At 69.5% G+C, this 11,321-nt stretch carries 10 protein-coding genes and 1 pseudogene; 4 read left to right on the top strand and 7 right to left on the bottom strand.

All coding sequences use genetic code 11. The features are described 5' to 3' along the window. Window positions 1-76 precede the first annotated feature (76 nt). From IE272_RS38365 to IE272_RS38350, 4 genes and pseudogenes are all read right to left on the bottom strand, one after another. On the bottom strand, window positions 77-1,465 hold the full coding sequence (locus tag IE272_RS38365; RefSeq protein ID WP_190010387.1) for a PP2C family protein-serine/threonine phosphatase: 1,389 nt from the start codon (window positions 1,463-1,465) through the stop codon (window positions 77-79). A gap of 408 nt (window positions 1,466-1,873) precedes the next feature. Further along, complete coding sequence (locus IE272_RS38360; RefSeq protein ID WP_050356723.1) at window positions 1,874-2,260, bottom strand: fic family toxin-antitoxin system, toxin component; 387 nt, start codon at window positions 2,258-2,260, stop codon at window positions 1,874-1,876. After that, on the bottom strand, window positions 2,257-2,538 hold the full coding sequence (locus tag IE272_RS38355) for a type II toxin -antitoxin system TacA 1-like antitoxin (protein WP_229898134.1): 282 nt from the start codon (window positions 2,536-2,538) through the stop codon (window positions 2,257-2,259). Before IE272_RS38355 ends, IE272_RS38360 begins: the two co-directional genes overlap by 4 nt. A gap of 129 nt (window positions 2,539-2,667) precedes the next feature. Further along, window positions 2,668-3,382: pseudogene (locus IE272_RS38350) on the bottom strand (Orn/Lys/Arg family decarboxylase); the annotation flags it as partial. On the opposite strand from IE272_RS38350, the gene IE272_RS38345 reads away from it, so the two are divergent. The 3 genes from IE272_RS38345 (at window position 3,284) to IE272_RS38335 (ending at window position 4,525) form a co-directional block, all read left to right on the top strand. Beyond that, a complete protein-coding gene (locus IE272_RS38345) occupies window positions 3,284-3,802 on the top strand; it encodes a hypothetical protein (RefSeq protein WP_190010392.1) in 519 nt (172 codons plus the stop codon). The pseudogene IE272_RS38350 and the gene IE272_RS38345 sit on opposite strands and share 99 nt — an antisense overlap. 193 nt (window positions 3,803-3,995) lie before the next feature. After that, entirely contained in the window at window positions 3,996-4,328 is a 333-nt protein-coding gene (locus tag IE272_RS38340; RefSeq protein WP_190010385.1) for a hypothetical protein, read from the top strand. Further along, on the top strand, window positions 4,325-4,525 hold the full coding sequence (locus IE272_RS38335) for a hypothetical protein (RefSeq protein ID WP_190010383.1): 201 nt from the start codon (window positions 4,325-4,327) through the stop codon (window positions 4,523-4,525). Before IE272_RS38340 ends, IE272_RS38335 begins: the two co-directional genes overlap by 4 nt. Before the next feature lie 22 nt (window positions 4,526-4,547). Here IE272_RS38335 and IE272_RS38330 read toward each other — a convergent pair whose 3' ends face one another. Both IE272_RS38330 and IE272_RS38325 read right to left on the bottom strand, forming a co-directional pair. Then, window positions 4,548-6,062, bottom strand: a complete 1,515-nt coding sequence (locus IE272_RS38330) for an FMN-binding glutamate synthase family protein (protein ID WP_190010381.1) — start codon at window positions 6,060-6,062, stop codon at window positions 4,548-4,550. Window positions 6,063-6,215: 153 nt separating this feature from the next. Next, complete coding sequence (locus IE272_RS38325) at window positions 6,216-7,901, bottom strand: acetolactate synthase large subunit (RefSeq protein ID WP_190010379.1); 1,686 nt, start codon at window positions 7,899-7,901, stop codon at window positions 6,216-6,218. 445 nt (window positions 7,902-8,346) lie between these two features. Between IE272_RS38325 and IE272_RS39055 the strand changes: the two genes are divergently transcribed. Continuing rightward, a complete protein-coding gene (locus tag IE272_RS39055) occupies window positions 8,347-10,083 on the top strand; it encodes a fibronectin type III domain-containing protein (protein WP_229898130.1) in 1,737 nt (578 codons plus the stop codon). A 727-nt stretch (window positions 10,084-10,810) separates the two neighbouring features. On the opposite strand, the gene IE272_RS38315 is transcribed toward IE272_RS39055, so the two are convergent. Next, a partial coding sequence (locus IE272_RS38315; RefSeq protein ID WP_190010377.1) for a DNA glycosylase AlkZ-like family protein occupies window positions 10,811-11,321 on the bottom strand: 511 nt, incomplete at its 5' end.

Raw genomic sequence — 11,321 nt, 5'->3', positions numbered from 1 at the left:
CGGTCGCCGAGGTCGAGGTCGCGGGGGATCCGTAGGCCTTCGGTCAGCGGGCCCCAGACGTGTTTCGCGTCAGTGCTCAGGGGGTGGCCACCGCGGGCCCGGCATGCGGGGGTGCCGTTCTGACCGCGATCAGGGCGACGTCGTCCGAGCCGCCTCCGGCCATACCTTCCAGGATCTCGTCGCAGAACGTTGTGAGATGCTCGCGGGCCAGGGCCGCCGCGTGCTGCCGCAGGCGTGCCAGACCCCGGTCCAGGTCTTCCTCGCGACGCTCGACGAGGCCGTCCGTGTAGAGCAGCACGGTCGAGTTGGGCGGCAGAGTGTCGGTCGCGGCAGGGCGATGGACCTCGGGCTCCACCCCGAGCATGACGCTGCGGCCACCGGCGAGGAAGCGGGTCTCCCCGTCGTGGGTAACGAGCAAGGGAGCGGGATGGCCCGCGACCGCGTAGTGCAGCAGCCACGGCTCGTCCGCGCTGAGCCGTTCGACCAGCGCGTAGATGCAGGTCAGCGTCTGATGGGGATAGAGGATGTGATGAGCCGCGTCGAGCCGAGCGAGGATCTTGCCGGGCGGTTCCTTGCGGTCACAGGCGATGCCGCGCAGCATGTTCCGGGTCTGGCTCATCATGACCGCGGCCCGCAGATCGTGTCCAGCGATATCGCCGATGATCAGTGTCATCGCGCCGTCCGGCAGCACGAAGGCGTCGTACCAGTCGCCACCGACGCGCGCGGTGGCGCTCGCCGGCAGGTAGCGGGCGGCCACTTCGAGCGGCCCGTCCGTGGGCAGCTCGGGCAGCAGGGAGCGCTGCAACCGCTCGGCTGTGTGCTGAGCCTCGGCGTGCAGGCGCGCGTTGTCGACAGCCAGCGCCACTCGGTGGGCGAGGTCCTCGACGAGGGAGAGGGCGTCCTCGGTCAGCCGGGCTTCCCTGCGGGTACGGGCCAGGGTCAGCACGCCGAGCACCTGCCGCCGGGCTCTCAGCGGGGCGACGACAGCCGTGTCGGCCGCGAGCCGCTCGAAGAGCTCCTTCTCCCGGAGGCGCAGAGGGTCGTCCTCGTTCCTCGGTGGGGGAAAGTCCGTGAGGAGCACAGGCCCCACACCGAGCAGCGCTCGGGCGACCGAGGCCGCCGATCCTTCGACCGGAGGCAGCAGCCCTTCGTCCAGGCCCGGGGACGTCACATCGGCGTCCCGGTGCTCGACGACGAGCCTGCGCAGGCGTCCGTGGTCGTCCAGCAGGTCGACCGCGCACCAGTCGGCGAGGCCGGGGATGAGCGTGCGGCAGAGGCGGCGGAGCCCTTGGTCCACTTCGAGCGTGCTGGAAAGGGCCTCCGCCGCGTTGGTGAGCAGCGTGAGCCGGTCCAGGGCGTGCTGAACCTCCTCGTCGACCTCGAAGGCATCTGCGCCGTCCGTGCCCCGTTCCGTGCCGGCCCCGTGGTGAGGCGGAACGTCCGCGTCGTCCTGCTTCGCGCACATCCTGGTTCCTCGCCTTCTCGCACGTGACGCTGGGACGTGAGTGGTCAGGCCCTCTCAGTCTTCAGCAAGCGGGGGCGACGGGCATGCGGGCCTTCAAGGCCCCGCACGTTCGCCGGACGACCGGTTCATCCTTCTCGCCGACGTGCTGCCCACCTCCTGGCAGGCCGTGGAGTACATGGAAATCCCGCCCGGCATTCCACGATTGTCCGGGCCCATCAGCATGCGGCTGGGGCCCTAAAAGGGGGCTCCGCGACCTCGCCCTCGGCCGGTCCAGAGGCGGCGCCGACACCTACTCGCCGAAGCCGGCCGCCCCCTCGCGGGACCAGGGCGACTCCGAGTCCGCACGGCCCCCGGGACGGCAGTTCGGCCGGCGACGAGCTTTCAAGGCAACCGCACGCCTACCGCCCGTCAGGAATCACTCCACACCCGCAACTGGCGGCCCAGCAGGCCGACTCCCATCGCGCCGGACGCCGCGTCCCGCACTAGAGCGACCGCCTCCTTCGGCGGGTACTCCAGTCGGCAGCCATTCAGGGCCAGGTACGCCTCCGCGCAGTGCCACGCATAGGCCTCGTTCGAGTGCTCGAGACACGGCAGCCGCGCCAGCGTCTGCAGCAACGCGCCGGCCTGGAGGTACAACGATCCGTAGATGTCCCGCTCCAGGGCCCGCGCGTTGACCCGCGCCACAGCCGCATACAGCGTGCCGTAATCGTCCACCTGCGGATCACCCGGCAACAGCTCAGCAGCGTGGAGCAGAAAGGTCACGTCCAACGGGTGCAGCGGTTCGTTGTGCGTCACGCGGCGTGCCCCTGCTCCCGCTGCTCCTCAAGATCCCGCCGAGCCTCCAGCTCCGCGGCCCGCTGCTCCCTGCTGGAATCGACGCCGTCGGCCTCAGCAGCGAACGACTCACCCGTGCGGGACATCGACTCCCGGAACGCCTCAAGGAAGCGCTCCTCCACGGCAGTGGCACGCGCGTATGCGGCGGACAGGATGTACTCCTGCAGGCTGACCCCCTCCTGCTTCGCGGCGGCCTCGATGGCGGCACGCTGAGCAGGGTCTGGGAAACGTAGGTTCATAGCTTTGGGCTGCGACATGGTACCAAGGGTATCGGTGGTACCGCACGAGAGCCAGGAGGGCCGTGCGTGAACCTTCGGCTGCGCGGCCAGGACTGGACCGCCGCCCGCGCCGAGTCCCATGCCACCCGCGGCGCGGACGCGGATGGTCTGAAGGGTGGGGTCGGCGGGGTCGGGGATGTTCATGCCCGCCTCGACGCCGGTGCGCAGGTAGCGCAGGAGGGGTTCGGTGATCCGCTCGCCGGGCAGCACGGCCGGAAGGCCGGGAGGGTAGGGCGTGAGCATCCCGGCGGCGACGCGGCCCACGGCTTCCGACGCCGGGACGTCCTGCGTCCGGGCGAAGTAGGCGTCTCGCGGCAGATCTACCTGGTCGGGACGGAGCTCGGCGGGCGTGGGCACGTGCACTTCGGGAGCGGGGCGGAGCGTGTGCGCGTGGCGGGCCAGGTCGCGTAGGGCCGTCAGCAGCCGGTCGGGCGGTGTCCTTGTCGTCGGCGTGGGTGAACTGGGCGCTGGTCCGGCGGTGGTCCACGAGGTGCATGTCGATGTGGTGGTGCTTGCGCAGCCAGTCGGCGGCCCGGTAGCCGGTGGTGCCCATGGCCTCGATGCCGATGATCACGGGCAGCGGGTCGAATTCCGCGGCGGCGCCGGGCCCGCAGAAGTCGTCCGGCCCGTTGACGTGCATTCCCTCGATCTCCTCGGTGCGCCGGCGCACCGAGGCCACGAGGTCGAATGCTCGGGAGAGTAGTCCGTGGCCTTCCAGGACCATCTGTCGGCGCCAGCCGTCGATTCCGGCGTAGAGCAGCACCGAGGGGCTGGTCGTGCCGAGGAGGTCGGCGGCTTCGCGGAGGAGGACGGCGGCCTGGGCGGCGGCTGTTGTCTGGGCGCGGTGGTGTTGTGCGCGGTGCCAGGCGGTGGCTGCCTCGATCGCTTCGACGAGGGCGAGCAAGAGGTTGAGGACGGCGGGTGCGCCGCCGCCGCGGGCTGTTCTGGGTGCGTGTTCCAGGGCGCGGGTGGCGGCCTTGAAGCGGGTGCGGGCGGTGCCGTCGAGGGTGCGGGCGCCGGGGGCGCGGGAGGCCTGCTCGAAGGCGGCGGCCGCGGCGCGGACCTTGTCGCGGACGGTGGCCGGGGAGACGGCGGCGGTGATGGTGAGGAGGTCGCCGAGGGCGGCGACGTCGCCCGCACCCTCGGTGCGTCCGGCACGCGCCAGGAGAGCCGCTACTTCGCGGATGCGGCCGGGCGGGGGAAACCCCGCTCGGCCTTTCTGTGATCTGGCCTCGGAGAGGGGCACCAGGGCGGTGGCATTGTTCCGCGTACGAGTGGCCTGCCGTTCGGGGCGGTTGCGACCGATCCGCCTCTCCCCATAGGCACGCCGAAATCTTCGGCCGCTGTCCACAGGGGTGGCGTTCGAGGCTGTCGGGAGTCGTCGTGATCCGCACGGCGGCCATCCCGAAGAGGCCACCATGCCGTACCTGATCCCGCCCCGTACTCCGCTGACGCCCATGCAGGCGGAGCGCGGCTTCGACTACCTCCTGGCGCTGCAAATGGGTAGCGACGCCGCTGTCGCCGGGCGGGCGCAAGCGGACCCGGAGCTGGCGTTCGTCCTGCTGCGGCTGGCCGAGGACATCATCTGGCCCGTCACGGCCGTCGACGAGGAGAGCACCGATCCGTGCGCGGACTCCTTCGCGCTGGACAAGGTCGGATGCGCGCTGCTGTCCGCGCTGCGGGACTGGGCGCGGGACTCCCCCACCACGGCGGCGCCCGGCATCGCCGCAGCATCATCCGGTTCACGGTGAACGTGATCCCGGACCCCGAGCACCCGGACACCGCCGACACCCTGGAGGCGATGCACGACGAGCACCTGGTGCTCGCCCACGCGGTGCACTCCGCACCCGGTGCGCACCGAGTCCATCCGGTGCGCACCACGATGCGCACCACCGTCCACTCGGTGCGCTCCACCCGATGGGCGTGCTGCGCAGGGCATGACGGTTGAGACAGGTGGCCGAGTAGCTGGCTCAGGTGGTAAGCAGTTCGGCGATCTCATGGGCGAGCTCCGGGCCGAGCGAGCCCCAGCCATCCTTGTAGCCGTACACACTCCCCAGGCTGCGGGCGTCGTAGTCGCCGTTCAGGATGTCTATGTCGGTGGGGGTGATGAGCGACGGGTGGGGGACACCGACGGCGCCCGAGACCTTCAGCAACTCCCTGCGCAGGGTGCGCAGGTACATCGCGGCCCGGATGCCCTTCGAGGGCGCGTCGATGCCGCGCGCCAGCCACGGGTCCTGGGTGGCGATGCCGGTGGGGCACTTGTCGGTGTGGCACTTCTGGGCCTGAATGCAGCCGATGGACAGCATCGCCTCACGGCCCACGTTGATCATGTCGACGCCGAGGGCGAACGCGACGACGGCTTTCTCGGGCAGGCCGAGCTTGCCGGAGCCGATGAAGGTGATGTAGTCGGTCAGGCCCCGCTCGGCGAACACACCGTAGACGCGGGAGAAGCCCATGCGGAACGGCAGGGACACCGAGTCGGCGAAGATCAGAGGAGCCGCCCCGGTGCCGCCCTCGCCACCGTCGACGGTCACGAAGTCGACCCCTCGCTCGCCCCGCTCCATCAGGGTGGCGAGTTCCTCCCAGAAGTCCATCTCCCCGATGGCGCTCTTGATCCCAACCGGCAACCCGGTCTCCGTGGCCAACAGTTCCACGAAGTCGAGCATCGAGTCCACGTCGTGAAACGCGGTGTGCCGCGACGGCGAAGCGCAGTCCTTGCCTGCGGGAATGTCGCGGATCCCGGCAATCTCGTCGGTCACCTTTGCGCCCGGCAGCATGCCGCCGAGCCCCGGCTTCGCGCCCTGCGAGAGCTTGATCTCGATCGCCTTAACGGGCGCGCCCGCGACCATGGACTTGAGCTTGTCGAGGTTGAACGTCCCGTCCTCGTTGCGGCAGCCGAAGTACGACGTACCGATCTGGAGGACGAGGTCCCCGCCGTTGAGGTGGTAGGGCGACAGGCCGCCCTCGCCGGTGTTCTGCATCGTCCCGGCCAGCGCCGCGCCCTTGTTGAGCGCCGTAACGGCCGCGCCGGACAGCGAGCCGAAGCTCATCGCCGAGATGTTGATGACGCTCGCCGGGCGGAACGCCTTCGCGCGGCCGCGCGGTCCGCCGAGCACCTTGGCCGAGGGCAACGCCGCCTGCGGGTCGCTCAGATCGGGCAGCACACCGGCGAACGTACGCTGCTTCACGTATGCATGCCCCTGCACGTGCTCGATGTCGTTGTCGGTGCCGAACCCGAAGTAGTTGTTCTCCCCCTTCGCCGACGCGTAGATCCAGCTGCGCTGGTCACGGCTGAAGGGACGCTCCTCGTCGTTGGACGTCACGATGTACTGCCGTAGCTCGGGGCCGATCGTCTCCAGCACATACCTGGCGTGTCCCACCAGGGGGAAGTTCCTCAGCAGCGCGTGCTTCTTCTGCACGAGGTCGCGGGCGGCCACCAGCGCCAGCCCCGTGGCGGCTGCCGCACCTATGCTCCGAGCACGCATGACAAAAGTTCCTCTCCTCGACTGGCCGAAGCTCACGGTGGCCATCTACCCCGCGCCGCGGAAATGCCACGGGATGCGCAGACCCGAGGGCACCGCCCCTGCGGGAGGGCCGCCGCGCAGCCCGTACGGGGGTCGGGCCGCGCCGCGGGCGGGTCAGAGCGCCGCGTCGAGGTGCCCGAGGTGCTCGATGAGGTTCATGTTCTCGGCGTAGTCCACCGGGCAGTTGATGATCGACACGCCCGGGTCCGCCAGTGCCTCACGGAGCGTCGGCAGCAGGTCCCCAGCGGACTCGATGTCGTAGCCCTTCGCGCCGAAGCTTCGGGCGTACTGGACGATGTCCGGGTTGCCGAAGTCGGTGTTGGAGTTTTCCCCGACCTCCAGGTCCATCTTCCACTTGATGAGCCCGTAGCCGTTGTCCTCCCAGATCAGCACGGTCAGCGGGATGTTCTCGCGAACCGCCGTCTCGATCTCCTGGGAGTGCATGAGGAACGAGCCGTCGCCGACCGCCGCCAGCACCTTCGTCTGCGGCCTGGCGAGCTGAACCGCGAGCGCGCCGGGCAGCGAGAAGCCCATGGTGGACAAGCCGTTGGAGATGAGGCAGGTGTTCGGCGCGTACGTCGGGTAGAGCCGGGCCATCCACATCTTCAGCGCGCCGGTGTCGACCAGCACGATGTCGTCGCGACCGAGCGCGGCGCGGGTGTCGGCGATGATGCGCTGCGGGGCGAGCGGGTAGCGCTCGTCCGCGGCGCCCTGCTCGAGTTCCTTGGCCAGCAGCGTGCGGGTGGCCGTGGTGTCCTCGTCGTCGATGGTCCAGCGCAGGCCGTCGAGTTCGGTGGCGAGGGCGTCGAGGGAGGCGGAGATGTCGCCGATGATGCCGACGTCGACCGAGTAGCTGTCGTCCACCTCCGCCGGGACGCGGTGGATGTGGACGATCTTCTTGTCACCGTCCGGGTTTATCCGGGACGGGTCGAACTCCTGCAGCTCGTAGCCGACCGCGATGACGACGTCGGCCTCCTCAAACCCGAAGTTGGTGTAGTCGCGCCGCATGAAGCCGAACGTGCCGGTCGCGCACGGGTGGTCGTCCGGCAGGACGCCCTTGCCGTGGAAGGTGGTCGCCGTCGACACGTCGAGCGCGGTGGCGAACGCCGCCAGCGACTCCTCGGCGCCGCCGCGCGCCGCGCCGTGTCCGGCGAGGATCACCGGCCGGCGGGCCTCCCGCAGCAGCTCCACCGCCCGCTTGATCTGCTTCGGGGACGGTGCCTCGGGCTGCACGACGTTCCTGTGCAGCGGGCGCAGGTCCGAGCCGTCCGTCGCCTCGTCGACGTCCTCTGGCACGGCGAGGTAGACGGCGCCGGGCCGCTCGGACTCCGCGGTCTTGAACGCGCGCCGCACCATCTCGGGGATGGCCTGGGTAGCCGGGACCTCCGCCGACCACTTCGTGACCGGGGCGAACATGCTCACCAGGTCCACGAACTGGTGGGACTCCTTGTAGTTGCGCTCCTTGCCGACCTGCGCGGTGATCGCGACAACGGGCGTGCTGTTCGTCATAGCGTCGGCGACGCCCAGCATCAGGTTGATCGCGCCGGGCCCGAGCGTCGCGGACATCACACCCGCCGAGCCGGTGAGCCGACCGTGCATCTCCGCCATGAAAGACGCGGCCTGCTCGTGCCGGGTGAGGACGTAGCGGATCTTCTCCGAGCGGGCGAGGGCGTTGGTGAAACGGATGTTCTCCTCGCCCGGTACGCCGAACACCACCTCGACGCCCTCGTTCTCCAGGCAGCGAACCAGGAGTTCGGCCGCTCCGTCGGGGGTCTGCTTCCGGTACTCGGCGTCGCTCACGCTGATCGTGTCCTCTCCTGAGTTTTGGCCGCGCCGATGGGCGGACCGGTCAGCCGTCTACCCCGGCCGGCCGGCCGGACGCCTGCGGGCCGGGGCTACGAGAAGCTCAGTTGGACCCGGGGGCGCGCCGTCCGGGCCTTCGGCGCCGCCCGACGGGGCTGGTACTGGCGGCGCCGCGCGCCCTCGGAAGGGGTCAGCAGGGTCGACGCCGTACTCGGCGGCGAGGTGGGCGCGACGTAGAGCGCTACAGGCACGGTGGCTTCGCCAGATATGGGATGCCCCCTAAGGGCATCGTCAGCGAGGGAAAGCAGACCGTAAGATCCGCTCCAGGCGTGTAGCAGTCCGCCTCTGCTCAACTCCATTTCATCTCGTTTCGCGCTGTTCCGCCCTCTCTGCGCGCGTATTGCCGTGCGTACACGGCGGGCCAAATAAAGGGGTCACACAGTTGAAGACCAGTACCCGGCTGAGACCGGTGTCCGCGGCCGTCGTCCTCGCCACGGCAGGGGGTTTCCTCGCCGCCTCGCCCGCGTCGGCCGCCACCCCGTGCAAGACCAACCACTTCACCCGCACGTTCTACCCGAACACCACCTTCTCCGGTACCCCGAAGAAGACCGACTGCGACAACGTGATGCACCAGGACTGGGGCACCAGGGCTCCAGCCTCCGGCCTGCCGACGAACAACTTCGGCGTCCGCTACAGCCTGGTCCGCGACTTCGGCAACGGCGGCCCCTTCACCTTCACCACCGCCGCCCGTGACGGCGTCCGCGTGTACCTCGACGGCGTACGCAAGATCAACATCTGGAAGAACGTCTCCACCACCCAGAAGAAGACCCTCAACGTCACGATCCCCAGCGGCAAGCACACGCTACGCATCGACTACGTGAACTGGACCGGCGCCGCCAACGTCTCCTTCGCGTACGCGCCCCGCACCTCGGCGGCCGTCGACAAGACCAAGCCCCGCACGCCCGCCGGCATCACGGCGACGTACAACACGACCACCACCAAATCCACCGTCCGCTGGTCCTCGAACGTGGACATGGACCTCGCCGGATACCGCGTCTACCGACGCCTCAAGGGCACGACCGCCTACACCAAAGTCGCCCAGACAACAGCCACTTCGTACGTGGACACCCCGCGCGCCACCGGCCAGGTCTTCTACTACGAGGCCCGCGCCTATGACAAGGCGGGCAACGAGTCCACCGGCACCGCCGACCTCCCCGTCGCCACCGCCGACAAGACCGCTCCGGCACGCGTCGTCCCCACCGTCACCATGGGAACCGACCAGACACGCGAAAGCTACCTCCTGACCTGGAAAGCCGTCCCGGACGCCGCCCGGTATCGCGTGCTGCGCCTGATCCTGCACTCCGGCGTCCCCAGAGTCTGGACCGAGGTCGCACGGACCACCGGCACCACCCACACCGACTACGTGCCGGCACTGGGCGCGAACATCGCCTACCGCGTCGAGGCGTACGACACCGCGGGTAACGCCGCCCCCGCATCCGCCGACGACGAGTCGTACCCGAACGCCTCCTGGCACCCCCGGCTCAACGACGTCACCATCTCCTACCAGGGCAACAACACCGCACTCCTGCAGTGGACCCAACCACTGGACACCTTCGCCATCCGCTCGTCCAACTACCGCCTGCACCGCACCCTGAGCACCGACAGGCCATCCGGCGAAGCGACCGACAGCCCGGAACACTGCCTCTCCCTCAGCTACCAGCAGGAAGCCGGCCGCCTCAGCTTCCGCTGCACAGCCACCGTTACTCCGGGAATGACGAACAACTTCACCGTGGAGCCGTATCACGACGCCACGATGCGCGCTCTGCCCAGCGCCCTCACATCCGTGGCGGTCCCGGCCGCGCCCGTACCCGCCACTGGTTTCCAGGCCCTCATCGACGGCAACGTCGTCAATCTCAGCTGGGACCCTGCTGCTCCTGGAGCCGTGGATCATTACGAGATACACGACGGCTTCTGGTACCCGGCAACCACACCCGACACCAAAGACCGGTTCTACTCCCTCAACAGATTCAACGTCCCCGGCGACGCCACCTCATTGAAGTGGCCCCTCCTAGCCTCCCCCGACAAGTCGTACGTCATTGTTGCCGTCGCCGCAGACGGTACGAAGAAGACTCTTGAGCAGTCGCCGCGTATCCCTTCGCCCATGCCCGCGACCGACTGACGAAGAGGACTGGGTCGAGCTCACACACAGCGAGGGCCAGGTGAAGTTCTACCGGCTCGGCGAGAAGGCCACCGGCCACGAGGTCGTCGTCCAGCTGCGGAGCCGACCGACAGCGTGACCTGAACCGAGAGCGACACTGCCGGGGCCGGGAAGGTGAGTCCTTCCCGGCCCCGGCATCTGGCGAAGAACCGGCAGGAACAGCGCACCGATCAGGCAGACCCCTCCCGGACCGGGCTTTCCCGGCGTCGTAACAGACTGCCGCCGCATCACCCCCACGTGCCTGGCTCATCCTCGGGATACGCATAGACAGCCCGACATGTCGCGCTCCCTCTGGGAGGGCTGACGGGTGGGGCCCAGCGGGTACGAGCGTCTCTTCACGGAGACGGACCGCTGGTATCGACGCATGCCAAGGCGACGGGCCCTCACCTCCGCGCCGACGTCAGACATCAAGGACGTTGCCCTGGTGTGGCGTCAGGAACCGTTTCCCCCAAGGCGAGTACATCCGGGCCGGTGCAAAGCGTGGGGGCAGACTGCGACGTCACGCAGGCTGGCCAGCTCGGGATCAGTGAGTGCCACTACTGGAGGTCGGCCTGCTCCCCTTCCTCGCACTGCTGAAGTCGGGCGATTTCTCGGTCACCGGCCCTTGGGCGGGCGCAGTCGCACGGTCCACTCCGGGACGGGCGCGGCGCAGCTGAAGCAAAAGGCGCCAGTGGCGATCGCCCGCCGTTCAGAGGGCGCCGTCGAGCGCGTTTCTCAGGGCGACACCCGTCGCTGGGTCCGTCGCTGCCCCGGTGAGTTCGATGTGGCTGCGCCCGGTTGCCGCTGCCAGGGTCCGGCAGGCGTGTACGAAGTGGTGTGCGGCGCCCTGTCCGGCGTGGGGCTCCAGGCCGACCTGCAGGACGGTGAGGTTGTCGCCGCGGCGGGCGAGGTCGGCGCGGCCGATCAGCCGGCCGTCGGCGAGGAGCGGGCAGACGTAGAAGCCGTGCCGGCGGCGGGCGGCGGGTTTGTAGACCTCGAAGACCTGCGTGAAGCCGAACAGGCGCAGGGTGCGGGGCCGATACCAGATCAAGTTGTCGAACGGGCCGAGGAATACCGGCTCGCGGAATGGCCGCAGGGTGCCGGTGAGGGCGTCAGGGTCGGCCCAGGCCGTTGCCCAGCCCGGGCCCCAGCCGGGTCCAGGCGGGTGGCGGGCAGGAGGCGGGCGGTGACGGGTGTGGGGATGCGGAGGTAGTCGGCGA

The organism is Streptomyces anulatus (assembly GCF_014650675.1).
Lineage (GTDB): Bacteria > Actinomycetota > Actinomycetes > Streptomycetales > Streptomycetaceae > Streptomyces > Streptomyces anulatus.
The sequence above is the reverse complement of the archived record's forward strand: the minus strand, read 5'-3'. Positions and strand labels throughout refer to the sequence as shown.

What these genes read in the sequence shown, in the direction of transcription:
- IE272_RS38355 (WP_229898134.1), bottom strand. Translation starts at nt 2,538, where the DNA reads ATGAACCTACGTTTCCCAGACCCTGCTCAGCGTGCCGCCATCGAGGCC.
- IE272_RS38340 (WP_190010385.1), top strand. Translation starts at nt 3,996, where the DNA reads ATGCCGTACCTGATCCCGCCCCGTACTCCGCTGACGCCCATGCAGGCG.
- IE272_RS38330 (WP_190010381.1), bottom strand. Translation starts at nt 6,062, where the DNA reads ATGCGTGCTCGGAGCATAGGTGCGGCAGCCGCCACGGGGCTGGCGCTG.
- IE272_RS38365 (WP_190010387.1), bottom strand. Translation starts at nt 1,465, where the DNA reads ATGTGCGCGAAGCAGGACGACGCGGACGTTCCGCCTCACCACGGGGCC.